The sequence below is a fragment of the Kitasatospora sp. NPDC087314 genome (assembly GCF_044744365.1).
Lineage (GTDB): Bacteria > Actinomycetota > Actinomycetes > Streptomycetales > Streptomycetaceae > Kitasatospora.
In genome coordinates, this window is the sequence record NZ_JBIUYE010000003.1 from 494,424 (window position 1) to 519,211 (window position 24,788).

The 24,788-nt window shown below is 70.6% G+C and carries 23 protein-coding genes; 13 read left to right on the top strand and 10 right to left on the bottom strand.

Features of this window, described 5'->3' with window-relative positions:
- Positions 1 to 123: 123 nt before the first annotated feature.
- Positions 124 to 954 carry a hypothetical protein gene (locus ACIO5E_RS08725; protein ID WP_400665101.1) on the bottom strand — a complete coding sequence of 277 codons (831 nt, stop codon included), beginning with the start codon at positions 952 to 954 and terminating at the stop codon, positions 124 to 126.
- 229 nt (positions 955 to 1,183) lie between these two features.
- On the opposite strand from ACIO5E_RS08725, the gene ACIO5E_RS08730 reads away from it, so the two are divergent.
- Positions 1,184 to 1,822 (top strand): ATP-binding protein, encoded by a 639-nt coding sequence (locus tag ACIO5E_RS08730; RefSeq protein WP_400665104.1) that lies wholly within the window; start codon positions 1,184 to 1,186, stop codon positions 1,820 to 1,822.
- A gap of 106 nt (positions 1,823 to 1,928) precedes the next feature.
- On the opposite strand, the gene ACIO5E_RS08735 is transcribed toward ACIO5E_RS08730, so the two are convergent.
- Positions 1,929 to 2,951 (bottom strand): LAETG motif-containing sortase-dependent surface protein, encoded by a 1,023-nt coding sequence (locus ACIO5E_RS08735; protein ID WP_400665107.1) that lies wholly within the window; start codon positions 2,949 to 2,951, stop codon positions 1,929 to 1,931.
- Between the two features lie 220 nt (positions 2,952 to 3,171).
- On the opposite strand from ACIO5E_RS08735, the gene ACIO5E_RS08740 reads away from it, so the two are divergent.
- Positions 3,172 to 3,390 (top strand): hypothetical protein, encoded by a 219-nt coding sequence (locus ACIO5E_RS08740; RefSeq protein WP_400665110.1) that lies wholly within the window; start codon positions 3,172 to 3,174, stop codon positions 3,388 to 3,390.
- 30 nt (positions 3,391 to 3,420) lie between these two features.
- On the top strand, positions 3,421 to 4,743 hold the full coding sequence (locus ACIO5E_RS08745; RefSeq protein WP_400665113.1) for an amidase: 1,323 nt from the start codon (positions 3,421 to 3,423) through the stop codon (positions 4,741 to 4,743).
- Between the two features lie 3 nt (positions 4,744 to 4,746).
- On the opposite strand, the gene ACIO5E_RS08750 is transcribed toward ACIO5E_RS08745, so the two are convergent.
- The gene (locus ACIO5E_RS08750; RefSeq protein ID WP_400665116.1) at positions 4,747 to 5,388 is read right to left on the bottom strand and encodes a TetR/AcrR family transcriptional regulator; all 642 of its coding nucleotides are present in this window, start codon (positions 5,386 to 5,388) and stop codon (positions 4,747 to 4,749) included.
- Between the two features lie 162 nt (positions 5,389 to 5,550).
- Between ACIO5E_RS08750 and ACIO5E_RS08755 the strand changes: the two genes are divergently transcribed.
- The 3 genes from ACIO5E_RS08755 (at position 5,551) to ACIO5E_RS08765 (ending at position 8,254) form a co-directional block, all read left to right on the top strand.
- Complete coding sequence (locus tag ACIO5E_RS08755; protein WP_400665118.1) at positions 5,551 to 6,417, top strand: alpha/beta hydrolase; 867 nt, start codon at positions 5,551 to 5,553, stop codon at positions 6,415 to 6,417.
- On the top strand, positions 6,414 to 7,109 hold the full coding sequence (locus ACIO5E_RS08760) for a TIGR03086 family metal-binding protein (RefSeq protein ID WP_400665121.1): 696 nt from the start codon (positions 6,414 to 6,416) through the stop codon (positions 7,107 to 7,109). The genes ACIO5E_RS08755 and ACIO5E_RS08760 overlap by 4 nt, the downstream gene beginning before the upstream one ends.
- A 323-nt stretch (positions 7,110 to 7,432) precedes the next feature.
- The gene (locus ACIO5E_RS08765) at positions 7,433 to 8,254 is read left to right on the top strand and encodes an integrase (RefSeq protein WP_400665124.1); all 822 of its coding nucleotides are present in this window, start codon (positions 7,433 to 7,435) and stop codon (positions 8,252 to 8,254) included.
- Here the strand turns inward: ACIO5E_RS08765 and ACIO5E_RS08770 are convergent.
- Entirely contained in the window at positions 8,239 to 8,673 is a 435-nt protein-coding gene (locus tag ACIO5E_RS08770; RefSeq protein ID WP_400665127.1) for a hypothetical protein, read from the bottom strand. The two genes, ACIO5E_RS08765 and ACIO5E_RS08770, sit on opposite strands and share 16 nt — an antisense overlap.
- Positions 8,674 to 8,845: 172 nt before the next feature.
- Between ACIO5E_RS08770 and ACIO5E_RS08775 the strand changes: the two genes are divergently transcribed.
- The gene (locus ACIO5E_RS08775) at positions 8,846 to 11,686 is read left to right on the top strand and encodes a CARDB domain-containing protein (RefSeq protein WP_400665130.1); all 2,841 of its coding nucleotides are present in this window, start codon (positions 8,846 to 8,848) and stop codon (positions 11,684 to 11,686) included.
- Between the two features lie 143 nt (positions 11,687 to 11,829).
- Here the strand turns inward: ACIO5E_RS08775 and ACIO5E_RS08780 are convergent, their stop codons facing one another.
- The 3 genes from ACIO5E_RS08780 to ACIO5E_RS08790 form a co-directional block, all read right to left on the bottom strand.
- Complete coding sequence (locus tag ACIO5E_RS08780; protein ID WP_400665133.1) at positions 11,830 to 12,165, bottom strand: hypothetical protein; 336 nt, start codon at positions 12,163 to 12,165, stop codon at positions 11,830 to 11,832.
- Positions 12,166 to 12,285: 120 nt separating this feature from the next.
- Complete coding sequence (locus ACIO5E_RS08785; protein WP_400665137.1) at positions 12,286 to 13,245, bottom strand: pirin family protein; 960 nt, start codon at positions 13,243 to 13,245, stop codon at positions 12,286 to 12,288.
- A 126-nt stretch (positions 13,246 to 13,371) separates the two neighbouring features.
- Positions 13,372 to 13,875 (bottom strand): SseB family protein, encoded by a 504-nt coding sequence (locus ACIO5E_RS08790; protein ID WP_400665140.1) that lies wholly within the window; start codon positions 13,873 to 13,875, stop codon positions 13,372 to 13,374.
- A gap of 214 nt (positions 13,876 to 14,089) precedes the next feature.
- Between ACIO5E_RS08790 and ACIO5E_RS08795 the strand changes: the two genes are divergently transcribed.
- Together ACIO5E_RS08795 and ACIO5E_RS08800 are read left to right on the top strand one after the other, a co-directional pair.
- Positions 14,090 to 15,919, top strand: a complete 1,830-nt coding sequence (locus ACIO5E_RS08795; RefSeq protein WP_400665143.1) for an acyl-CoA dehydrogenase — start codon at positions 14,090 to 14,092, stop codon at positions 15,917 to 15,919.
- 355 nt (positions 15,920 to 16,274) lie between these two features.
- Positions 16,275 to 17,585 (top strand): M18 family aminopeptidase, encoded by a 1,311-nt coding sequence (locus tag ACIO5E_RS08800; protein WP_400665146.1) that lies wholly within the window; start codon positions 16,275 to 16,277, stop codon positions 17,583 to 17,585.
- Between the two features lie 100 nt (positions 17,586 to 17,685).
- Here the strand turns inward: ACIO5E_RS08800 and ACIO5E_RS08805 are convergent, their stop codons facing one another.
- Positions 17,686 to 19,500, bottom strand: a complete 1,815-nt coding sequence (locus tag ACIO5E_RS08805) for an NHL domain-containing thioredoxin family protein (protein WP_400665149.1) — start codon at positions 19,498 to 19,500, stop codon at positions 17,686 to 17,688.
- A gap of 447 nt (positions 19,501 to 19,947) precedes the next feature.
- On the opposite strand from ACIO5E_RS08805, the gene ACIO5E_RS08810 reads away from it, so the two are divergent.
- Both ACIO5E_RS08810 and ACIO5E_RS08815 read left to right on the top strand, forming a co-directional pair.
- Positions 19,948 to 20,700 (top strand): TIR domain-containing protein, encoded by a 753-nt coding sequence (locus ACIO5E_RS08810; protein ID WP_400665152.1) that lies wholly within the window; start codon positions 19,948 to 19,950, stop codon positions 20,698 to 20,700.
- Positions 20,701 to 20,768: 68 nt separating this feature from the next.
- Positions 20,769 to 21,659: a macro domain-containing protein gene (locus ACIO5E_RS08815; protein ID WP_400665155.1), complete on the top strand. Its 891-nt coding sequence runs from the start codon at positions 20,769 to 20,771 to the stop codon at positions 21,657 to 21,659.
- 32 nt (positions 21,660 to 21,691) lie between these two features.
- Here the strand turns inward: ACIO5E_RS08815 and ACIO5E_RS08820 are convergent, their stop codons facing one another.
- Positions 21,692 to 22,162 (bottom strand): NUDIX domain-containing protein, encoded by a 471-nt coding sequence (locus tag ACIO5E_RS08820; RefSeq protein ID WP_400665158.1) that lies wholly within the window; start codon positions 22,160 to 22,162, stop codon positions 21,692 to 21,694.
- Between the two features lie 3 nt (positions 22,163 to 22,165).
- Positions 22,166 to 22,909 (bottom strand): XRE family transcriptional regulator, encoded by a 744-nt coding sequence (locus tag ACIO5E_RS08825; RefSeq protein ID WP_400665161.1) that lies wholly within the window; start codon positions 22,907 to 22,909, stop codon positions 22,166 to 22,168.
- 317 nt (positions 22,910 to 23,226) lie between these two features.
- Between ACIO5E_RS08825 and ACIO5E_RS08830 the strand changes: the two genes are divergently transcribed.
- The gene (locus ACIO5E_RS08830) at positions 23,227 to 23,421 is read left to right on the top strand and encodes a hypothetical protein (RefSeq protein WP_400665164.1); all 195 of its coding nucleotides are present in this window, start codon (positions 23,227 to 23,229) and stop codon (positions 23,419 to 23,421) included.
- 797 nt (positions 23,422 to 24,218) lie between these two features.
- A complete protein-coding gene (locus ACIO5E_RS08835) occupies positions 24,219 to 24,755 on the top strand; it encodes a hypothetical protein (protein WP_400665167.1) in 537 nt (178 codons plus the stop codon).
- Positions 24,756 to 24,788: the final 33 nt, after the last annotated feature.

Genomic DNA, 24,788 nt, shown 5'->3' on the forward strand with positions numbered 1-24,788 from the left:
GCCGCGCGTGGGGACGTGTGGGGGCGGAACCACGGGCCGTCGGCGTGTCGGGGACACGCGGGACCGACCCGGACGCTGCGCACGACCGGAACCCGGCACGAACGGAGGGCCAGGGGGGGTGGGTCAGTACGCGAGGGCCCCGCACGGCGGACCGCGCCGCACCACGCTGTGCCGCAGCACGGCACCCGCCGGAAGCGGACGCTCGCCGCCCCGGGTCCCGAACCGGCGGGCCGGCCCGGCCACGCCGAACAGGCCGCGCAGCAGCGCGGCCACCAGCACCAGTGCCGACCGCAGCGGCGCCGCCCAGTGCTCCCGGGCCGCCGTCGCGGTCACCCGCACCAGCCGCCACAGCGCCGCCTCGCCGCGCCGCAGCCACCAGCCCGCCACCAGCGCGGCGGCCAGGTGCCCGGCCAGCATCGACGGCGTCATCCCGAACACGCCGCCCTGCCACCACGGGGCGACGGCGTACGCGCTCGGGTCCAGGCCCGCCGAGGAGACCAGCTGCTCGGCGGTCGGGCTGCCGGGCAGGCCGGTCAGCGTGCCGGGGTGCGACTCGTTGCAGATCAGCCGGCCGGCCACGGCCGGCAGGGTCAGTGGGCCGGAACCGCCGTGGTGCATGCCGGCCATGCCACCGATCGCGGCGTGGCCGTTGAAGCTGTGGAACAGGCAGTGCAGCCCGAGCTGGGCAGCGCCCAGCGCACCGGCGATGGCCGCCAGCGAACGCTCCCGCCCGCCGCACGCCACCGCGAGCACCAGCACCGCGGCGAAGCCCGTCGCCAACGCGGCCGGCGGCACGTTCCCGCCACCGGTCAGGGCGTGCCCGGCGGCCGCTATCAAGGTGCAGACCAGCGCGAACGGGACGGCCCGGGCAAGCCGCAGATCCCAGGCGGCGGCCCCCACCGGCGCGTCCGGTGCGAGGGCGCCCGGGAGCGGGGCGGCGGGGAGGGCAGTCATGGCCGGGCCATCATCTCATCGCGTACCTCGCCGACGTGGGCAGGGTGGGAAATCCCTACGAATGCCCCGTTCGGCGGCGGCGCGCAGGGCGGCGAGTGCGCCACTCGGCACAATCCACGGCCCCAGTCCATCCGCCGAACGGGCGGCAGCGGGCCCCGCGCACGGTTCACCGCCGAATCGCCCGGAGATACCTAGTTGTATGTGGAGCCGCAGCCAGGAGGGACCTCCCGTGGACATCTGGTGGACTCTGCACCTCAAGCGCGACCCGGCCAGCGTTCCGCTGGCCCGGCGCATCCTGCTCGGTGCCATGGCGACGGCGGGCGTCGACCCGCAGATCGCCGACGACCTCGGCGTCGCCCTCAGCGAGGCCTGCGCCAACGCCGTCGAGCACGGCGCCGCCGGGCGGCCCGACGATGGCTTCCAGGTCACCGCCTCGATCTGCGGCGACCGGCTGCGGATCGAGGTCACCGACTCCGGCCCCGGCCTGCCCGCCCCCGCCGCGGCCCCCGCCCCGCAGCTCCGCCGCCGTCCGGTCACCCCGCCGCCGCCCCGCCCGGCCTCGCACCGCCGGCCCCGGCGCGGCCGCGCCACCGTCCCGGCCCGTGTCCTCACCGCCCACCGCCCCCGGTACGACGGCCGCCCCTACGACACCCACGTCCTGCCCACGCGGCCCCCGGCCCCCACCCTGCGCCCGGTCGACCTCGACGCCCTCCCCGACCTCACCGCCGAATCCGGCCGAGGCCTCTTCCTCATCCACGCCCTCACCGACCACGTCCAACTCCGCAACCACCCGCTGCGCGGCGCCATCGTGAGCTTCGACAAGATCCTCAAGTGGCAGGACGACGCCCTCCTGCGCGCGGCGTCGTAGCGCTGATGCCCAACAACCGAGGAATGCCGGGGGCCCGCCCAAGAGAAAACAGCAGAGCACCGACCAGGGAGTGGTCGGTGCTCTCGCCGGTTGGCAGCTCCAGGCGTCAGCTGTGGGCGCCGGCCTTGCGGCGTCGGAGGACGACCAAGGTGCCGGCGCCGGCCGCCAGGACGGCGGCGCCGCCGAGGGCGATCGGCAGGGTGCTGGAGTCGGCACCGGTCTCGGCCAGGTGCGGGCCCGCGGACGGCGAGGCGGAGGCCGGGGCGGGGACGGCGGCCGGGATGGTGGCCGGAGTGGTGGCCGGGGTGGTGGCCGCCCCGGCGTCAGTCACGGTGAAGTGGTCGTCGACGCGGTAGTCGGCGCCGTAGGACAGGCACCTGCCGTCGGCGGGGGTGCCGGGCACGTCCTTGGCCTCGAAGGTCTCCGAGGTGGCGCTCAGCTGGGCGAAGTAGCGGGCGCTCAGGGCCTTGTCGGTGGCCGCGAGGCGCACCTGGAGGGTGAGCTTCCCGCCCTTGGCGATCTGGTACTCGCCGAGGTCCACCTTCAGGTAGGACATGTCCCCCGTGACGGTGCTCGACGCGGGGGTCTTCCAGTCCCCGCCGGGCAGCTTCACCTGGATGTTGAAGGCTTCCTTGCCCCAGATGACCGGGTTGGTCACCGGCTCGGTCTCGACGATGTCGGTGAAGAAGAAGTAGGTGTCGACCTTCTTGAGGTCGACGGGGCTGGTGTTCTCGAAGGTCACCGTGGCGTCCTGGGCCGGACCGCCCTTGACCAGGACGGCCTTCGCGAGGCCGGTGCCGGTGGCCTTGATGTCCACGTGCAGGTAGCCGCGGCAGGGGCCGCCGGTGGGCGTCGGCACCGGCGGGGTCGGCAGGGTGGTCGGCTTGGCGGTGGCGGTGCCCGTCGGGGCCGGGGTGGTCGGCTTGGCGGTGGCGGTGCCCGTCGGGGCCGGGGTGCCCGGCGTGGTGGCGGTCGCCGGAGCACTCGGGGTGGTGGTGGCGGCGGTCGCGGTGCCGGTGGGAGCCGGGGAGGAGGTGATCCCGACGGCTCCGGCGGTGGCGGTGCCGACCGTGGCGCCGAGAGAGAGCGCCACCAGGGCGGACGCGGCCAGGAGACGGGAAGAGCGCACGATCAGTGCTCCAGCTTTAGGTGAATTGTGTCTGTTTTGGGGCGACTTGAGGCATCGGCGGAGGCCGCCTACGGCGGTCGCGTCCGCGAACCCTACCGGGTCGGAGTGGCTGGATATCGATCAGGGCTGGCCCTTTTTGATCGATGCGGCGGCGGGGCCCGGGTGTCCCCCGGTTGCCGGGGTGGGCGGGGGGCCGGACGATGGCGGCATGATGCACCAGATGCGAGCCGAGTACGGGGCCGGGGGTGCGACCGGCGGGGTGCGGTTGTGGCACATGGTCCGGGGGACGGAGAGCGTGGCGATGTGCGGCCGGGAGCTCGACCCGGGCGCGCAGGTGCGGGAGCCGGTGGACTGGGGGAAGACGCCGGAGCTGTGCTGCCACACCTGCGGGGCGTACTACCTGCGCGAGACGCCGTACCTGTCGGCCGAACACCCGTAGCGGGCCGGCGGGTGGTCTACCGTGATCGGCATGGAGCAACCCGTCGTCAGGCCACGGTCGTTGACCCGCGAGGCCGCCGAGCTGCGGTCCGGTGTGCCGGGACCGTCCGAGCACGTCGACCGGTTCTGCGCGCTGGTCGAGCGGGTGGATCCACTGATCCACGCGTTCGTCCCGGAGCCGGGGCGGCACGGACGGCTGCGCGCGCAGGCGCGGGCGCTGGCCGCGCGGCACCCGGAGCCGGCCGGGCGGCCGCCGCTGTACGGGGTGGCGGTGGGGGTCAAGGACATCGTGCACGTGGACGGGCTGCCCACGCACGCCGGTTCGGCGCTGCCGCCGGGGGTGCTGGCGGGGCCGCAGGCCGTGGTGGTCGACCGGCTGCGGGCGGCCGGGGCGCTGGTCGCGGGGAAGACGGTCACGGCGGAGTTCGCGGCGAGCGCGCCCGGGCCGACCCGTAACCCGCACCATCCCGGGCACACCCCGGGCGGCTCCAGCAGCGGGTCGGCGGCGGCCGTCGCGGCGGGGCTGGTGCCGCTGGCGATCGGTACCCAGACGGTGGGTTCGGTGATCCGGCCCGCCGCGTACTGCGGGGTGGTGGGTTTCCGGCCGACGTACGGGCGGATCCCGACGGCCGGGGTGATCCCGAACGCGCCGAGCCTCGACACCCTGGGGGTGTTCACGGCCGACCTGGCCGGGGCGGCGCTGGCGGCCTCGCTGCTCTGCGACGACTGGCGAGGTGACGACCGCCGGGGCGCGGCGGCGGGGGATCGGCCGGTGCTCGGGGTGCCGGACGGGACGTACCTGGAGCGGGCCGAGCCGTCGGCGCTGCGCGCCTTCGAGGAGTGGCTGGAGCGACTGGAGCAGGCCGGCCTGGCGGCGCGCCGGGTCCCGCTGTTCCCGGACTTCGCGGAGATCACCCGGCAGTTGCAGACGATCAACCGCTTCGAGCTGGCCCGCAGCCACGCCGACTGGTTCGCCCGGTTCGGCGGCCTGTACCGCCCGGAGACGGCGGCGGGCATCCGGGTCGGCCAGAGCGTCGCGGCCGAGGACCGGGCGGCCGCGCTGCAGGCCCGGGAGCGGTTGCGCGAGCGGGTCGCCGGGGCGACCGCCGGGGCCGGGGTGGACCTGTGGCTGGCGCCGTCCGCGACCGGTGGGGCGCCGGAGGGGCTGCACAGCACCGGGGACGCGGTGATGTCGCTGCCGTGGAGCTACCTCGGCCTGCCCGCGGTGAGCCTGCCGGCCGGGCGGACGGCGGACGGGCTGCCGCTGGGCCTGCAGGTGGTCGGCGTGGCGGGCGCCGACGAGCGGCTGCTGAGCCAGGCGGCTCACCTGGAACGGGCGTTGAAAGCGCTTTAGACCCTAGGCGAGCACCGGGTCGGCCGGGTCGGTGGCCTCGGCGCGCAGCAGGCGCAGCAGGAGGCGGCCGGCCCGCTGGTAGGGGATGTCCTCCTCGAACAGCACGGCCTGCGAGTTGGCCGTCTCCAGGACGGCGATCAGGGCGAAGGCGAGGTCGCCGAGGTCGGTGTCGGGCCGCAGGCCGCCGGTGGCACGGGCCTGGGCGAGGGCGTCGACGATCACCTCGCGCCACTCCCGGGCGCAGTCGGCGAGGGCGTCCCGGACGGCGCCGGGGCGGGCGTCGAACTCGGCGCTGACCCCGTAGAAGAAGCAGCCGCCGGGGAAGACCCTGGCCCGGGAGTAGGCGAGCCAGCTCGCGCAGAGGGCGCGGGCCCGGGCGAGGCCGGGCGGGGCGTCGGCGACCGGGGCGACGACGGCGTCGGCGAAGATCCGGCGGGCGGCGCGGACGGTGGCGAGCTGGAGCTCCTCCTTGGAGCCGAAGCCGGCGAACACGCCGCTCTTGCTGAGCCCGAGGTCGGTGGCGAGCCGGCCGATGGAGAGCGCGTCGAGGCCTTCGACGGAGGCGATCCCGACGGCGCGGTGCAGTACCGCCCGGCGGGTCTCCTCGCCGCGCAGGACCCGTCCGTCCGTGGTCGATCCGGCCATCGTCCACCTCAGTTCTCGTCGTCGGCGCCGTCGCGGGTACGTGCCGCCAGGGTAGCCGGGGCGGTCCGCCTTCATAAAACTGCACGAACGGTCGTGCTAATATCCGGGCCGAGCATGGCCCCCGCACTTCGGCACGCCCGTCCGCACCGACAGGGAGACCGCATGGACCCGGCCCTCGCACTGGTCGGCACCACCCTCAACACCGCCTCGCGCCTCGCACCCCGGCTGGCCGGCCGGGCCGCGTACGAGCTGTTCCGGCGCCCGCTGCGGCGCAGCGCCCTGCGCCCCGACGAGCGGGACGCGCACCGGCAGGCCGCCGTCGAGCGGATCACCGTGAACGGCGAGGAGGTCGTCGTCTACCGCTGGGGCGACGGCACCCGGCCGGTCCTGCTGATGCACGGCTGGCGCTCCCGCGCCTCCCGGTTCTCCCCCTACGTGCCACGGCTGCGCGCGCTCGGGCTGAGCCCGGTCGGCTTCGACGCGCCCGGTCACGGTGACTCCGGAGGCCGGGCCACCACGGTGCTGGACTACCGCGAGATCGCCGGGCAACTCCAGCGCAGATACGGCGAGTTCGAGGCGATCGTGGCGCACTCGCTGGGCGTGGCCGGGGCGTTCCTGGCGCTGCGCGAGGGCGTCCGGGCCGGGCGGCTGGTCGCCATCGCCGGGGTCAGCGATTTCGGCTACCTGCCGGGCGCGTTCTGCGCCGGACTCGGCCTCGGCCCGGTGATCGAGCGGGACCTGCGCCACCGGATCGAGCACCGGCTGTTCGCCGGCACCGAGGACCCGTGGCGCCGCTTCGACGCCGCCCACCGGCCCGAGCAGGTCCCGCCGCCGATCCTGGTGGCGCACGACGAGGGCGACGACGTGGTCGGAATATCGCACGCGCGGCGCCTGAAAGCCGCGTACGGTGACCGGCTGGAACTACTGGTCACCCGAGGGCTCGGCCACCGCCGGATCGTCGCCGAGCCCACCGTCATCGACAACGCGATCGGCTTCCTGGCGGCCGGTCAGGAGGTTGGCGCCGTATGAGCAGTACCGCAGGACTCGTCGAACTGCACGCCCGTTCGCTGGAGTTGGCCGCCGAGGTGGTGGCCGCCGTGCGGCCGGACCAGCTGGACCTGCCGACCCCGTGCGCGGGGTGGACGCTGCGCCGGCTGATGGAGCACATCGTCGGCCAGCACCAGGGCTTCGCCGCAGCCGCCCGGGGCGCCGGGCCCGATCCGGCCCTCTTCGCGGACGCCCCGGTCGGGGACGACCCGGCGGGCGCGTTCCGCCACACCGGAGCCGAACTCACCGCCGGGTTCCGGGAGGCGGTCGCGGCCGACCGGGCGCTCTGGCTCCCGGAGATCCGCGACGGCGGCCCCTTCCCGCTCGCTCAGGCGGTGGGCTTTCACCTGCTCGACACCCTGGTGCACGGCTGGGACGTCGCGGCCGCGCTGGGCACCCCGGGCGGCCTGGTGGCGGCGGTGGACGGTGACGACGCGCTGGCCTCCGCCCTGCTGGCGGTGACCGAGGCCGTCCCGAACACACCGGAGGCCCGGGCGCCCGGCCGTGCCTTCCGCCCGAGTCTGGAGCCGGGCACGGAGTCGGGCACGGAGTCGGGCCTGGAGTCCGACCTGGAGCCCGGCCCGGAATCGGGCGCGCGCCGACCGGGCGGCGCCGACGGCCGGTTCGACCGGGTCCTGGCGCTGTTGGGCCGCGACCCGGCCTGGAAGGCCTGACGTACGTCAGCGGCCGCCGCGCTGCTCGTCGGGGAAGCGCGGCCCGCCGATCAGGAAGAACAGAGCGGCGGTCGGAAAGCCGACCGACGCGGCCAGTAGCACGATGAACTGCCAGAACATCCTGTGCTCCTCGTCAGTCCGGGGCCGCCTGGACACCCGAAGGTGATCCCAAACCCGACAGGCCCTGATTGGCCGAATTGTCCAGTCGTTATCCGACGGTATGGCTGATTCGCCCCGGCTGCCACCGGACGGCAGGGGCCGGCCCGCGCCACACCGGCGCGGGGGTCTGGGCGGGGACCGGGGGCGGCGGCCACACTGTCGGGATGCAGCTACAGCTCGCAGGGGAAGCACGACGGCCGGACCGCGAGAGCGAGGACTTCGCGGCGGCCTCGCCGGAGGCGCTGGTACTGCTGGACGGTGCGAGTTCGCCGGCCGGCCTGGAGTCCGGGTGCCGGCACGGAACCGCCTGGTACGTCCGCCGGTTGGGAGTGCACCTGCTCGCCCGGCTCACCGACCGGGTGGACCGCTCGATCTCCGAGTGCCTGGCCGACGCCATCGTGGAGACGGCCGCGCTGCACGGCGGCCGCTGCGACCTCGGCCATCCCAACACCCCCGCCGCGATGGTGGTCGCGGCCCGGCGGCACGGCGAGTCGCTGGAGTACCTGGTGCTCGGCGACTCGCTGTTGGTGCTGGAGTACAAGGAGGGCCCGCCGAAGGTGATCGGGGACAACCAGCGCTTCCCCGGCGGAGAGGGGCTGCGCCGGCAGGTCTGGGCGACCGTCCCCGGCTCGGCCGAGCGGGCCGCGCTGCACCTGGAGTACGCGCTGGCCGTCCGGGCCGCCCGCAACCGGGGCAACGGCCCGTGGATCGCCGCGGCCAGCCCGAAGGCGGCCGGGCACGCCGAGACCGGCTTCGTCCGGCTGGACCGGCTGCGCGCGCTGGCCGCGCTCACCGACGGCGCCTCGCGCTACACCGAGCGCTTCGGGCTGGGGAGTTGGGCGGACGCGCTGCGGCTGCTCGCCGAGTCCGGGCCGCGTGCGCTGATCGCGCAGGTCCGCGAGGTCGAGCGGGCCGACGCCGCCTGCGAGCGCTGGCCGCGCGGGAAGGCGCACGACGACGCCTCGGCCGTCTACGCGCTGTTGTAGCGCGCCGTCGGCCGAGGCGGGGGTCGTCGGGTCAGCCGATCGGGTGGCCGAACCGGCCGGACCGGAAGTCCCGCACGGCCTGCTCCGGACTGCGGTGTGCCGTTGCCGCTGGAGAAGCGCAGCCACCCCTCGTAGGTGTGGGGCTCGGCGAACACGCCGACGCGCAGGTTGGGCGGCAGGTCGGGTTCGACCGCGAAGGTGATCTTCACGAGTCCGGTGTGCTTGGCGCGGGCGGCCCGGCCGGTGGGCGCCGGGCGGGGTGGGGGCTGCCCGGCGTTGCCAGGCTGCGGGCCGCCGGGGCGGGACGCCCGGCGCGGGATCGCGGTGGGACCAGGTGGCCCACACGTGGGAGCCGCCTTCCGGTTCGAGTGCGGATCACCGAGCGAGTCGGCGCACACCATGGCACTCACAGTGTTCATATATGCACTTAGTGTCATCAAATGGTATGGCGTGGGCCTGGTGATGATCGCGCCCGACTGGAACGGAGGCGGTATGGCAGGGATCAGACGCGGCCGGTCGCGCGGCGCTCTCGCCGCGGCGATCGGGCTGGCGGTGGTCGGGATGACGGCGGGTTGGGGAGGAGGTGCAGCCATGGCCTCCCCAGCGCGGGGGGCGACGTCCGTCAGTGCGTCCGCTTCGAAGGCGGGCGGTGCGGGCGAGCGGTCCGGGCCCCGGGCGCTGACCTGCCCGCCGGTGCCGATCTGGGCGAACAGCGGTGGCGGCGGCGACCAGCTGTACGAGTACAGCCCGACCGGTACGCAGCTGGCCGCCGTGCCGCTGGTGCGGGACTACGGGGACATCGCCTGGAGTGCGGACGGCACCACGCTGTACGGGGTGACCTGGCACGCCAGCCCGGCGATGCTGTACACGATCAACCCGGCCACCGGTGCGGAGACGGGGTCGGTGGCGATCACCGGTCCGGCCGCGGCTTTCGGGTCCGACTTCAACGCGCTGAGCGCCCGGCCCGACGGGACCCTGCTCGTCGGGTCGTTCTTCTCGAACCAGATCTGGACGCTCAACCCCACCACCGGGGCGAGCACGCTGTTCCCCGTCGCGTATCCGGCCGGGCTCGTCTCCTCGGGCGACTTCGTGACCCTGTCCGACGGCGATGTCCTCGGGGTCGCGTTCGATCCGATCGCCCAGAACCCGACCTTCTACTTCCGCATCCACCCCGACAACACGATCACCGAGATCGGCAGCACCCCGAACTCCATCTACGGCATGGCCCAGTCCGGCGGCACCGTCTACGTCTTCCGCGCGAACGGCACCATCGAGACCCTGAACTCGGTCCCGACCGCCTCCTCGACCGCGACCCTGCCCACCACGACGATCGCCAACACCGGGCACCGCTTCTACGGCGCCTCCGCCACCCAGGACAGCGGGAACTGCAACCTGCCGGCCGGCACCTCCTACACCGTCGCGAAGTCGGTGTCGCCGACCGGCCCGGTGAACCAGGGCGACGTCCTGACCTACACCGAGACGGTCGCCAACACCGGCACCAACCCGGCCACCTTCGCGGGTTTCAGTGACGACCTCTCGGCCGTGCTGACGGACGGCACGCTGGTGCCCGGCTCCGTCACCGCCAGCTCCGGAACGGCCGCCGTCACCGGGAACACCCTGACTTGGTCGGGCACGCTGACGGCGCCGCCCGCCGCCGGGTCCACCGTGACCGTGACGTACCAGATCAAGGTCAACAAGCCCGACACCGGCAACTTCGCGGTGACCAACAACGTCGCGCCGACCATCGCCGGCGGCACCTGCGCGACCGCGACGGGCTGCACCACCACCGTGCCGGTCACCGTCCCGGCCCCGACGATCACCAAGCAGGCGGCCGAGGCCTCGTTCGTCGCGGGGCAGACGGTGCACTACACGTACGTCGTCACCAACAACGCCCCGGTGCCGCTGACGAACGTCGCCGTCACCGACACCGGCCCCGGCACCCCGACGGTCACCTGCCCCACCGGCCCGCTCGCGCCCGGTGCCTCGGAGAACTGCACCGCCACCCACACCGCGACCGCCGCCGACGCGACGGCGGGCAAGATCACCGACACGGCGAGCCTCACCGGCACCGTCGGCACCCAGTCGGTGACCGCGACCAGTAACAAGGTCACCGTGCCGCTGCGGGCACTGACCCTCACGAAGTCGGCCGTCCAGCCGAACTTCCAGGCACCGGGCGAGACGCTCACCTACACCTACACCGTCACCAACACCGGCCAGGCCCCGCTGACCAACGTGACGGTGACCGATCTGACGCCCGGGGTCACCGTCTCCGGCTGCGGCACCAACCAGCTCGCACCCGGCCAGTCCACCACCTGCCAGGCCACCTACGTCACGACCGCGGCGGACGTCGCCGCCCAGAACGTCCCCGACCAGGGCCAGGTCGCCGGCACCGACCTGGGTGGCCAGACCATCACCACGACCAGCAACAAGGTGAACACCCCGCTGGTCGCGATCACGGTGGTCAAGAAGGCCGCCGAGGCGCAGTACACCGCCGCCGGGCAGACCATCCACTACACCTACACGGTCACCAACACGGGCGCCCAGCCGCTGACCGCCATCGCGGTGGTGGACAACGGCCCCGGCAGCCCGACCGTCACCTGCCCGACCGGCCCGCTCGCACCGGGCGCCTCGGAGAACTGCACCGCGGCCTACGTCACCACCGACGCCGACGTCGCCGCGGGCAAGGTCGTCGACACCGCCCAGGTGACCGGGACCGCCCCCGGAGGCCGGACCGTCACCTCGACCAGCAACAAGGTGACCGTGCCCTTCGCCGGCCTGAAGATCGTCAAGGCCGTCCAGGAGACCTCGTTCTCCGCCGCGGGCCAGGCCCTGCACTACACCTTCACCGTCACCAACACCGGTGACGTGGCGCTGAGTTCGCTCGCCGTGACGGACTCCGGTCCGGGCACGCCGACCGTCTCCTGCCCGGTGACCACCCTGGCCCCGGGCGCGTCCACGACCTGCACCGCGACCTACGCCACCGCCGAGGACGACGTGAAGGCCGGGAAGATCACCGACACCGCGACCGTCACCGGCACCACTCCCGACGGCACCAGGGTGACCGCCACCAGCAACACCGTGACCATCGTGGCCTGCACCCCCTGCGAGGACAACGACCACGGCGGCTGTGACGGCCACAACCCCGGCGGCCACGGCGGGTGGGACGACCACCACCCCGGCCCCGGCCAGTGGGACAACCACCCCGACGGCACCACCCCCGGTAACGCTCCGGCCGGCGAGCACCCGGCCGGCACCCACCCCGCGTCCGCCCCCGCGCACGGCACCGCCGCGCAGGCACCCGCACCGATGCTCGCGAGCGCCGGAGCCCCGGTCACCGCAGCCGGCCTCGCCGGCGGCGCGCTGCTGGGTCTCGGCTACGTCCTCGTCCGCCTCGCCGCGACCCGTCGACGCCGGAGCGGCGCGAGCGCATGACCGCATTCCGTCATCCGAGCGGGTCCTGGCTCCGCCCGCTGCGGGCGTAGCGACGACGGACGCGGGGACCGCACGACCGGGCGCGCCACCACTGGTGGCGCGCCCGGTCGTGCGTCACCGGCCCTGCCGGGGCGGGGAAGCCCCTATCCGAGAAGGGCCGCCACGGCGTCCGCCGGCGCCGTGCGCACCGCCTCGGGGGCGGTGAAGCGGCTCTGGTTCATCGCGCCGTGCCGCAGGATCAGGAGGGTGTCGGCCGCCCGGCCGGAGTCGGGGTGGCCGGCGGCGACGAGCAGAGGCCGGTCCGAGGCGGGTGAGACTTCGACGATCGCCCGTGACCTGCGGGTGAGCGACCGGTCGGTGGAGCGTTGGCGGCGGGCCCGGCGCGAGAGCGGTACCGAGGCCTTGCGTTCGTCTGGTCCTGCGAGGGTTCCGAAGCTGTCGGCAGCCCAGTTCTCCGAGCTGGAAGAGGAGTTGGGCAAGGGACCTGCCACTCACGGGTTCGAGGACCAGCGGGAGCCTGGCCGAGTAACAACCGCGCTCGCGTGAGCCCGTCTCGGGAAAAGACGGGCTCACGCGAGCGGTCCTGTTTCTGGAAGCGGTCAGCTGGCGTCGGCGGGGATGGTGCCGAGTCGGCCGGCCTGGAAGTCCTCCATGGCCTGCTGGAGTTCGCGGTGGCTGTTCATCACGAACGGGCCGTACCAGGCGACGGGTTCGCGGATCGGCAGGCCGCCGAGGAGGACCACCTCGAAGTTGGCGTTGCGCGAGTCCTGCTTCTCGTCGGCGCGGATGGTGAGGGAGTCGCCGTCGCCGAAGACGACCGCCTGGCCCATGTGGAACGGGCGGCGCTCCTGGCCGGCCGAGCCGCTGCCGGCCAGGCCGTAGGCGAGGGCGTTGAAGTCGGAGCGCCAGGGCAGGGTGACCTGGGCGCCGGGGCTGACGGACGCGTGGATCATGGTGATCGGGGTGTGGGTGGCGCCGGGGCCCTGGTGGCCGTCGATCTCGCCGGCGATCACCCGCAGCAGCGCGCCGCCGTCCTCGGAGCCGAGGAGCTTGACGCTGCCGCCGCGGATGTCCTGGTACTTGGGGGCGATCATCTTGTCCGTGGCGGGCAGGTTGACCCACAGCTGGAGGCCGTGGAACAGGCCGCCGGACATCACCAGAGACTCCGGCGGGGTCTCGATGTGCAGGAGGCCGGAGCCGGCCGTCATCCACTGGGTGTCGCCGTCGGTGATGACGCCGCCGCCGCCGTGGGAGTCCCGGTGGATGAACGTTCCGTCGATGATGTAGGTGACCGTCTCGAAGCCGCGGTGCGGGTGCCAGGGAGTTCCCTTCGGCTCCCCAGCCGCATAATCCACCTCGCCCATCTGGTCCATCATGATGAACGGGTCGAGGTACTTGGTGTTGATCTTGGCGAAGGCGCGGCGGACGGGGAAGCCCTCGCCCTCGAAGCCCTCGGGGGCGGTAGCCACGGTCAGGACCGGCCGGGCGGTCGAGGCGGCGGCGTCCGGGGTGGTGACGCGGGGCAGGGTCAGCGGGTTGTCGACGGTCACGGCGGGCATGTCGGCCTCCTTCGGGGGGTTCCTCTGGCCTACGTCCACGAGGTTAGTTCAATTCTCAACAACAAGCAAGTTGAAAATTGAACCATGTGGTGACGAAGGAGCGCGGAGCTCCTCCCCCAGGATGGGCTAGCCGTACATCCGGCGCATGGTGAAGTCGACCATCTGCTCGACGGCCTTGGCGTCGAACACCATCCGGTGCTCGCCCTCCATGTCCAGCGCGAAGCCGTAGCCGGTCGGCAGCAGGTCCAGGACCTCGGCGCCGGTGACGGTGAAGTGCTTGGAGTCCTTGCCGGCGTAGCGGCGCAGTTCCTTCAGCGAGCTGAACATCGGGATCACCGGGGTCGGCGTGTTGTGCAGCGCCAGGAAGCCGGGGCGCTCGCCGCGCGGGCAGTGCACCTTCGAGGTGATGAAGATGGCCTGGAAGTCCTCGACCGCCATCGAGCCGGTGGTGAAGGCCCGGACGGCGTCCGCCAGGGACGGCGGGGAGGGCTCGGGGTAGAGGGACTGCTGGGGCGTCTGCGACTGCGCGCCGTAGGCGTCGGGGCCGGGCATGCCGTTCATGCCCGGCTGCGGACCCGCCTGCTGCTGGTAGGGGTCGCCCGGGTATGCGTTCTGGTCATATCCGTACACACGGACAGGCTATCGGGAGCGCAGCCGCCTGTGGTGGCGTCGATCCTGACAAGGAGTGGTCGTCCCGGCTTGTGGGACGTGACCACGTTCATAGCGGATTCACCGCCGAGGGCTTGCCCAAGTTACCGCTGGGTAGCATCATGATGCCTACTGGTGGGTACGGGGCGCCCGAACGCGGCGGTCTCCCGGAAGCGACGAACCGGAGAAAACGGCCATGGGTCACTACAAGTCCAACCTGCGGGACGTGGAGTTCAACCTCTTCGAGGTGTTCGGTCGCGAGCAGGTCTACGGCACCGGACCGTTCGCGGACATGGACGTCGAGACCGCGAAGAACATCCTGAGCGAGATCTCGCGCCTGGCCGAGAACGACCTCGCCGCGTCCTTCGTCGACACCGACCGCAACCCGCCGGTCTTCGACCCCGAGACCAACACCGCGCCGATCCCGGCCACCTTCAAGAAGAGCTACCAGACCTACATGGACGCCGAGTGGTGGCGTCTGGGCATCCCGGAGGAGATCGGCGGCCAGGTCACCCCGTCCTCCCTCATCTGGGCCTACGCCGAGCAGGTCCTGGGCTCCAACCCGGCCATCTGGATGTACTCCTCCGGCCCCGCCTTCGCCGGCGTCGTCCACGACGAGGGCACCGAGGAGCAGAAGAAGGTCGCCCAGCGGATGACCGACCGCCTCTGGGGCGCCACCATGGTCCTCACCGAGCCGGACGCCGGTTCGGACGTGGGCGCCGGCCGCACCAAGGCGATCAAGCAGGAGGACGGCTCCTGGCACATCGAGGGTGTGAAGCGCTTCATCACCTCGGGCGAGCACGACATGTCCGAGAACATCATCCACCTGGTGCTGGCCCGCCCCGAGGGCGGCAAGCCCGGCACCAAGGGCCTCGGCCTGTACATCGTCCCCAAGTTCGACTTCGACTGGGAGACCGGCGAGCTGGGCGAGCGCAACGGCGCCTACGCCACCAACGTCGAGCACAAGATGGGCCTCAAGGCCTCCAACACCTGCGAGATGACCTTCGGCGCCAAGCACCCCGCCAAGGGCTGGCTGCTCGGCGAGAAGGTCGACGGCATCCGCCAGATGTTCAAGATCATCGAGTTCGCCCGGATGATGGTCGGCACGAAGGCCATCGCCACCCTCTCCACCGGCTACCTGAACGCCCTGGAGTACGCCAAGGAGCGCGTGCAGGGCGCCGACATCTCGCAGTTCCTGGACAAGACCGCCCCGCGCGTCACCATCACCCACCACCCGGACGTGCGCCGCTCGCTGCTGACCCAGAAGGCCTACGCCGAGGGCATGCGCGCGCTGGTCCTGTTCACCGCGTCCGTCCAGGACGACATGCTGGCCGCCGGCCTGCGCGGCGAGCGCGACGAGGCCGCCGAGCGCCTCAACGACCTGCTGCTGCCGATCGTCAAGGGCTACGGCTCGGAGAAGTCCTACGAGCAGCTCGCCCAGTCCCTGCAGACCTTCGGTGGCTCCGGCTACCTGCAGGAGTACCCGATCGAGCAGTACATCCGGGACGCCAAGATCGACACCCTCTACGAGGGCACCACCGCGATCCAGGGCCAGGACTTCTTCTTCCGCAAGATCGTCAAGGACGGCGGCCAGGCGCTCACCGCGCTGTCCGAGCAGATCCAGAAGTTCCTCGGCTCGGCCGCGGGCGGCGACGCCCTGGCCGCCGAGCGCGAGCTGCTCGCCAAGGCCGCCGGCGACCTGGAGGCCATCGTCGGCAAGCTGCTGGCCGACCTGACCTCGGTCGAGCAGGACGTCAAGAACATGTACAAGGTGGGCCTCAACACCACCCGCCTGCTGATGGTCTCCGGCGACGTCGTGGTCGGCTGGCTGCTGCTGCGCCAGGCCGCGGTGGCCCTGGCCAAGCTGGAGGCCGGCGCCTCGGAGAAGGACGTCCCGTTCTACCAGGGCAAGGTCGCGGCGGCCCGCTTCTTCGCCAAGAACATCCTGCCGACCGTCACCCCGCAGCGGCTGATCGCCGAGGGCATGGACAACGAGATCATGGAGCTGGCGGAGGAGGCCTTCTAAGGCTCCCCACCCCACCGACCGCCTGACACCACCCTCACGCCGAAGGGCCCGGTTCTCCGCCGGGCCCTTCGGCGTCGGTGCGGTCGGGGGTGCGGGCGGTGCAGTTGGTACGGTCGGTGCCGTCGGTGCACTGCCAACTTCCTTGCGGGAAGCGGCAGTGCGGCCTCCCGATGACCGTCCGCGATCGGTGCGAACCTCTGGGTGTACGGAGTTTGGCGCGGCGTCACTTCACGGTTGCGTCCGCGTTCTGCATCCGTTGGGAGGTTCCGAGTGCCCTGTCCGTGTACGGGCATATGCTCAAGGTGCGAAGCCGACTCCCCATCCGGCTTCGGCCCTCCCTCGACTCAGGAGCAGTATGTCGACCGCCGCCGCCCGCCAGGCATTCTTCGACCGGACGCACAGCGACGATCTGATCGCGTTCCTCGGCACCTCGCCGTCCCCGTACCACGCGGTCGCGAGCGCCGCCGAGCGGCTGGAGAAGGCAGGCTTCCGGCAGGTCGCCGAGACCGACGCCTGGGACGGTGCCGCCGGCGGGCGCTACCTGATCCGCGGCGGTGCACTGATCGCCTGGTACCTGCCGGAGAGCGCCCGCCCCGAAACCCCGTTCCGCGTGGTCGGCACCCACACCGACTCGCCCAACCTGCGGGTCAAGCCGGTGCCGGACACCGGCTCGGCCGGCTGGCGGCAGGTCGCGGTGGAGATCTACGGCGGTGTCCCGCTGAACACCTGGCTCGACCGCGACCTCGGGCTCTCCGGGCGCCTTGCGCTGAAGGACGGCAGTTCGCGGCTGGTCCAGCTGGACGAGCCGCTGCTGCGCGTGCCGCAGCTCGCGATCCACCTGGACCGCCAGGTCAACGACGGCATGAAGCTCGACAAGCAGCGCCACCTCACCCCGATCTGGGGCCTCGGCCCGGTCGACGAGGGCTCGCTGATCGCCTACGTCGCCGAGCGCGCGGGCCTGGACGCCGCCGAGGTGGCGGGCTGGGACCTCATGACGCACGACGTCCAGCCCGCCTCCTACCTGGGCCGTGACCGCGAGCTGCTGGCCGGCCCGCGCCTGGACAACCTGCTGTCCGTCCACGCCGCCACCGCCGCGCTGGCCGCCGTCGCCTCGGCCGAGGGCGCCGCCGACCTGCCGTACATCCCGGTGCTGGCCGCCTTCGACCACGAGGAGACCGGCAGCGAGTCGGACACCGGCGCGCAGAGCCCGCTGCTCGGCAACGTCCTCGACCGCAGCGTCCACGCGCGCGGCGGCACCCCGGAGGACCGCGCCCGGGCGCTCGCCGGGACGATCTGCCTCTCCTCGGACATGGGCCACGCCGTCCACCCGAACTACGCCGAGCGGCACGAGCCGGGCCACCACCCGCTGCCGAACGGCGGGCCGATCCTCAAGGTCAACGTCAACAACCGCTACGCGACCGACGGCGTCGGCCGGGCGGTGTTCGCGGCCGCCTGCGAGAAGGCCGGCGTGCCGTGGCAGTCCTTCGTCTCCAACAACGCGATGCCCTGCGGCACCACCATCGGCCCGATCACGGCGGCGCGCCTGGGCATCCGGACGGTGGACTGCGGCATCGCGGCACTGTCCATGCACTCGGCGCGCGAGCTGTGCGGTGCGGAGGACCCGTACCTGCTGGCCAGCGCGATCAAGGCCTTCCTGGAGGGCTGATCCCCCATGGCGAAGGGGCCCGGCGGAGTTCGTTCCGTCGGGCCCCTTCGTTGTGGCCGCAACGCCGGGCGCCGGGCGCCGGGCGTGGGGTGTCGGGTGGCTACTCCAGTCCGGCGAGCACCAGCGGCAGTCGGCGGGCGCCGTCGGCGACCAGCTTCACGGGCACGCCCCAGTCCTGCTGGTGCACGTGGCAGGCCGGGAACTCGATCTCCGGGTCGTCGTCGCAGGACGCCGCCATCGCCGAGACGTGCAGCACGCCCTCGGCGACCTCGTCGGAGAGGACCAGCTCGCGGGAGAGGTCGGTGTCCGCGCCCGCGCCGGAGACCAGCAGCTCGGGCGGGGTCGCGCTGACCAGCAGCCGGGTGGACGGGCCGTAGCGCTCGTCCAGCTTCTGGCCGCTCGGCGCCGAGAACACCACGTCCAGGCGGAACGCGCCCGGCGCGACCTCGGTGGCCGCCCGCTGGGTGCGGTGTGCGACCGACTCGACCTGCACCGCCTCGTCCGGCAGCCGCAGCCTGGTCAGCCGGTGCCGGGCCGACTCGACCACCACGATGTCCCCGTCCACCAGGACCGCGCCGGACGGCTCGCGCAGGTCGGTGGCCAGCGTGGTGACCTCGCCGTTCGCCGGCTCGAAGCGGCGCAGCGCGTGGTTGTAGGTGTCGCTGACGGCCACCGAGCCGTCCGGCAGCACGGTGACGCCCAGCGGGTGCTGGAGCAGCGCCTGGGCGGCCGCGCCGTCCCGGTGGCCGAAGTCGAACAGACCGGTGCCGACGGCGGTGTGGACCGTCTTCGTTTCACGTGAAACCCAGCGCAGCGCGGAGGTCTCCGAGTCGGCCACCCACAGCTTCCCGCCGTCCGCCGAGACCGCCAGGCCGGACGGCTGGGCGAACCAGGCCTCGTCGACGGGCCCGTCCACCAGGCCTTCGTTGGTGGTGCCGGCCGCGACGCCGACGGTGCCGGCGGCCGGGTCGTACGCCCACAGCTGGTGCACGCCGGCCATGGCGATCCACACCCGGCCGTCGAACCAGGCGACGTCCCAGGGCGAGGAGAGGTCCACCTCGCGGGCCGGGCCCTCGGTGGCCGAACCCTGCCACCACTGGCGGCCGGTGCCGGCCAGGGTGGTCACGCTGCCGTCGGCCAGCCGCAGCCCGCGCAGCGCGTGGTTGACGGTGTCGGCCACGATCACGTCGTAGTCCGAGCCCTCCGGCAGCAGCGCCAAGCCCTGCGGCTCGCTGAACCGCGGGCTGGTGCCGTCCACCAGGCCGCGCTGGCCGTCGCCGATCCGGCGGACCACCGTCTCGCCGTCCTCGGCCAGCTCGACCAGCGAGTGGTGGCCGGAGTCGGCGACCAGGTAGTGCCCGTCGGGCAGGCGGATCGCCTTGCCGGGGAACTTGAGGTCCCCCGCGGTCGGCTCCGGCGCCACGTACGGGCCGTCGCCGCGGCGCAGCGTGCCCTTCGCCGCGTGCTCGGCCTCCAGCTCCTCCACCAGCCGCGCGATCGCGTGCGCGTGGCCCTCACCCGCGTGCTGGGCGACCACGTACCCCTCCGGGTCGATCACCACCAGCGTCGGCCAGGCCCGCACCGCGTACTGCTTCCACGTCGCCAGCGCCGGATCGTCCAGCACTGGGTGGTGCACCTCGTACCGGGCGACCGCGTCCACCACGGCCTGGTGGTCCGCCTCGTGCACGAACTTCGGCGAGTGCACCCCGACGATCACCACGGTGTCCCGGTGCTTCTCCTCCACCTCCCGCAGCTCGTCCAGGACGTGCAGACAGTTGATGCAGCAGAAGGTCCAGAAGTCTAGTACGACACACTTACCTCGCAGGTCGGCAAGCTTGAGTTCCTTGCCGCCTGTGTTGAGCCATCCACCGGCGCCGACCAGCTCGGGGGCGCGGACACGTGCACGAGAAGCCATGCACACATCCAACCCCATCGGGTCGTGGAAGCATTCCGTACGGCCCATGGAGGGGAGCGACAGCCGGCTGAGGACAGGGGTGAGGCACGTCAGAAGCCCAGGAGAGCGCCGGGGGGCTCACGGAGCGTGCTGCTGGTGCCGCCCGAGGTGTGCTCATGGAGGCTGCGGGCTACGACCCGGATCGGAGCCGAGTAAATCCGCCGCTGTTAGGAGGTCCAGGTCCCTGCGATATGGATGGCCGGTGCCCATGGTGTCTGCATGAACTTATGTGATCAAAGATTTGGCTGACAATTCTGAGGCGCATTGATGCTAGAGGTGCAGCTGGTGTCAGTGGCCTGACAGGGGCCGTACGCCACAGGGTCTTTGGAGAAACATGAACGTCCTGACAGCAGGGAGCATCCTCGCTACACTCGATTCATGTCTGACCCTTGGCCTTCTGATCGCATAATGCAGCTGACCGAGTCGCTGGCTTCGATGACTCAAGCTGAAAGCGAGAAGTTCTTCTTCGCGCATGGCCTCGATGACGCGTATCGGAAGCCAGGCGCCTGGAGTTCTAAGGCACTGAAGGTCACATCAGCCCTTAGAGAAGCCAAAGCAAGGGGTGGAGATTTCTATGTTCACCTCCTTGGCGAAGCAGAGAGATTTTCTACTAAAAGCGGCCGAGGCGAAGCGTTGGGAAGTGGCCAGAGAACTGTGTCGAATGACCGATCGATATTCATAAGCCATGCCACCCATGACAAGATTCTGGCCGATGAACTCCGTAGGCTCCTTTTGCTTGGCGGGGTGCCGAATGATCAAATCTTCTACTCTTCTCAGAGATCGACCGGAATTCCTTCCGGCGAGAGCATTCCGGCTCGCTTGCGCTCCACTCTCTTGAAGTCAACCCTTGTCATCGAGCTGGTTAGTAGAAATTTCTTGGCGCGCCCCTACTGTCTGATGGAAATGGGGGCGGCGTGGGCCCTGGAGAAAGATACGTACCCCGTAGTAGTTCCTCCGTTGAGCCTGGGAGAGGCGATCCAGGCGGTGGGTGACATCCGGATGGCATTCCTTGGGGATGAGTCGGATGTCGATGCTTTGGTCGATGAGCTGCATGAGCGACTAGAAAAGATTCCGGGGATTTCGCTACCGTTGCAGCAATGGAATTATGCAGGGCGGGAATTTAAAAGCTTCTGGGTGCGGCATCGAGATGCTGGGCAATGATTCCGGCCGGCCCCCTGGATGGTCCTGAGAGTTGCGATGGCTGATTTCGGCTGCCGTAAACGAGACTGGTGACTGTGAGTTCGCTTAGTATGTTTGCTTCCCGCGGCATCTGCCGCTGCATTGGAAATAAACGCTGGTGGCGCAGCCTGGCAGCCAACTCTACTCTGGCATTCGGGGTCGGTTCGGGGATTATTCAGCTACTTTTTGCCTTGTGGCCGAATATTGAGACGTCACGCATCGCCATCCTCCTTGCCCTGATGGTGTCATCGCTTGCTTGTGGGGTCCTGAGGGCTGTTCCCCGGACGAAAGTCAGTCGGAGCTTTGGTAGGCCTGATATCACTGTCGTAGTCAAAGTGGGAGACCTTTTTGACGAGCAATCCCATTTAGTCATAGGCTTCAATGACGTATTTGACACGGACTGGACAGGGGATGTCGTAATATCGCGGGGGAGTGTGCAGGGGCAGTTCTTGGACCGGGTTTACGCTGGAGATATCGACCAGCTGGACAGTGATCTTTCTGTCTCTCTTGCTGGGTTCCCGGTGCAGAGTCGGGAGACCAGGTCTAGCAAGCGTGCGGGAAAACTTATTCGCTATCCCGTCGGCTCCGTCGCGGTGCTTTCCAGTGGCGAGAAAAGCTACTTTTGCTCGGCCTATGGAAAGATGGAGAATGACTTGACGGTGAGCTCAAATATGGACGATCTCTGGCTGAGTCTTGGGGGTCTCTGGAGGGCAGTAGGCCGTCATGGTAGGCGAGAAGCCATTGCGATGCCAATTATCGGCTCCGAGATGGCCCGCATAGATCACGCTGATCGAGAAATGCTCGTAAGGATGATCCTTCTGTCTTTCGTAGTCAACTCCCGCGAGCGCCTGATATCCAAGAAGCTAACGATCGTCATACACCCTGATGATGCCCACCGGGTAGATATGCTGGAAATGGGTGCTTTTCTTAGAGTTCTGTGAGAAGTCGCGCCGACGGAGGCTCGGGCCGCCGTCTAACCGAGGTACGGAGAAGTCCTCTGCTCCAAGAAGTGCCGGAGCCGTAGGTGCTGGGTGTGGTGCATCGGCAGGTTGGTGATCTCCTCGGGGAGGACGAAGCGGAGGTCGGTGGACTCGTCGGAGATGCGCAGCGTGCCGCCGGTCACCCGGGCGGAGAAGCAGACGTTGAACTGCTGCCTCACCTCGCCGTCCGAGTAGGCGATGACGTGACGCGGGTCGGTGTACGTGCCGACCAGGCCGGTGATCTCGACTTCCAGGCCGGTCTCCTCGAAGACCTCCCGCACGGCCGTGCCTGGCAGCGACTCGCCCAGATCCATCGTCCCGCCGGGCAGGGCGTACAGGCCGTTGTCTACCCGTCGTTGGAGCAGGATGCGCCCGGCGTCGTCCGTCACGACGGCGGATGCGGCGACCACCAGTCGGTTGGGCTTGGGGGCGTTGGGATCGTCGTAGTACTCGGTCCGTGCCACGGATCAGCTCTCCTCGACCGGTCGGGCGGTGTTCCACACCGCATCGAAGCTCGAAGCGTAGGTGTCGAAGAGCGTTCCCGCACCTGTCCGTCGAAGGTGCCAGACCGGCGCTCCGAAGGCGTTCACGCCCCATACGTGGGCGTTCACCAACAACTGGTCGTCGGCCCGGTAGAGGCTGTTGTAGAGCGTGGTGCCGTGGGTGCGGATCTCGATGCCGGGCGTGCCGAGGAGCGGCCGGTAGTGCATGAGGGCGAGCCTGCACCGTGACTCGATGCCGTGGCCGAACTTCTCTTCCTCACCGCGCTGCCGCACGTTCTCGCTGTCGGGGTCGCCGATGGCGATCCGGACCACACAGCCCTCGGCAGCGCGCTCCCGAAGTAGATCGTTGAGCCGTGGGTAGGCCTCGTGGAGGAACACAGCGGCGTAGACCAGCACGTCGATGTGCTCGGTGGCCTTCTCCAGCAAGTTCACGATGGCGGATACCGGTAGGTCGGCCCGCTGCTCGTACAGGGCCACGAGTTCGGGGCTTATCGCCCGCGCGGCACGTGGCTGCCGCAGACTCGGCCACAGAGCGAACATGTCTTCTCCCAGCGCTTCGGCAGCCGCACGGGCCGTCCCCAATCGGGGCGTACGGTTCTGATTGGCCCAACGCTCAACGGATTTGGTGTCGACGCCGGCCTTGTCCGCCAGGGCGGCGCACGTCCAACCACCCGCCGCCATAACGGCTTTCAGTCTCTCGTTCGGCATCTCGCGTGTCTCCCCGCAAAGCCCGGACTCTTGTAGGGACGTTGTACCGCGTGAGGGACGTTCTGAAGTGTCCTTTGCGCGAGGTTTCACCGTCCAGGGCGCTGTCAGATCTTGGTGACAACTCGGCGGAGGAAGACCAATGACGGCGAAGAACCGGAGTGCGCAGATGTTCCCCGAACGCAGGGCGGTGCGTCGCAGGACGTTGGCGTCGTTCAACCGTGTCAGCGACCACGACACCGGGATGTCGGCCTGGGCGGTCACCCGAGCGCTGCCCGAGTGCCAGGACACGACGGTGCCCTGTGACGGGAGTTAGCCGCATGTCGATCGTCGGACGCATCCTGCCGATCACGACCGAGACCGCCCCGGACGCCGGCCAGTGCCCCGGGTGCGGCCTCTTCGACGGCATGGAGGCGCAGTACCCGGACATGCCCACGATCCTGCGCAAGGTCGCCAAGTGGCGTGCCCAGCACGTGGACGACGGGGAGTGCCTGGCAGTGCGCCATGACGGATGACGTCCAGGGAGCCCCGCAGGCCCCCACGGAAGGCCCTTGTGAGGATGCTGCGCCCGTGGACCCGTTCGGCTGGATGAGGTCCCACCCGTGGCCCCCATCGCGGCCCGCCGTGCTCCGACCGGTCCTGTCTCCGGAGGAGTTCAGCGAGGCCCCGTTGACGCCCGAGGAACGCGACCGGCGGGCGGATCTCCTCACCAGACTGCGAGAAGCCAACAACCCATGGCGCTAACGTGCCTCGCGGACTCGCCTTGAGTGCCCTGAACACCCCGTCAGCGACCGTCAGAGGTGCCTTCGCGACCCTGCTTCTTGGCGGCTCTTGATCTGAAGACTCTTGCAGAGATGACTAGTTGATCACCGTGGGGCGAGAAATCGGCAACACACCCAGGACGCGTCTGTCGAGCTGGGGCCGGGACTGCCAGCGGCTACGTCTTGTCCGGTTCGTGGTTCGTCTTGCGAGATGTTGTAGCTATGGCGAGCACCGGCCCGTAACGCTTGGTGGCGCTGTCGCTGGTCGGGCTACGTCCCGCTTGACCCCGCCTACGTCCACCGGAGCCACAGCGGACCACTCACGCCCCTGCCGTCTCGGGCTCCGGTGCGCCATGATGTGGCCCACACATCACCTGCCGAGAGATCCGGATCATGGGCATCGTTTACGGATTGGCGTTCTTCTGGGGGGCATCGGCTTCCCTCTCCAGCGGGCGAACGATGAGCACATATCAGCGTGGTGGCACGCGGTCGTCGCCGCTCTTCTCATAGGTATCGCATCGGTCTTCCTGGCGCTCGCTGTCCCGAGGGCCATGACCGCCTTCGCCTCCGGAAGCGCGATCGGCTGCCTCATTGGCATCGTGGGCGCCCCGTTCTGGGGTCATGCCAACCAGGAGGCTGGCTTGGCTGTCGGACTGATTGCCGCACTGCTGGTGCTGGCGGTAACGCGGCGGGCGATGAACGTGCAGGCAAGCGCAGCACCTCGGGCCACAGTCCCGCTTGCAGCATTCGCTCAGCGGATCGAGCGCACTACGTCGCAGCAGATCGGCACCCCAACTCACCCTGCCGGCTTGATGGCAGAAGGGATGGTCGAGCCGTTCCTGACGACCGCCACTGGCGGTGAAGCAACCATCACTCTGGAGCGCGGGTCCGGACTGCGAGCTGTGACCTCAGCGGCGACGTTCGCAGTGGAGCTTGAACACGTCGTCGACTTCAGCGTTGCACCGGGAAAGTTCAAGGACGGTCGACAGTTGCCCTGGTTGACGCTAAGCCCCACCTACCCCTTCATGCTCGGGGTATGGCTACAACCGGACGAAGCGCACAGGTGGCGTGGAGCATTGCCGAGTTGATACACCGCCCGGAGTACCGAGATCCAGGCCAGG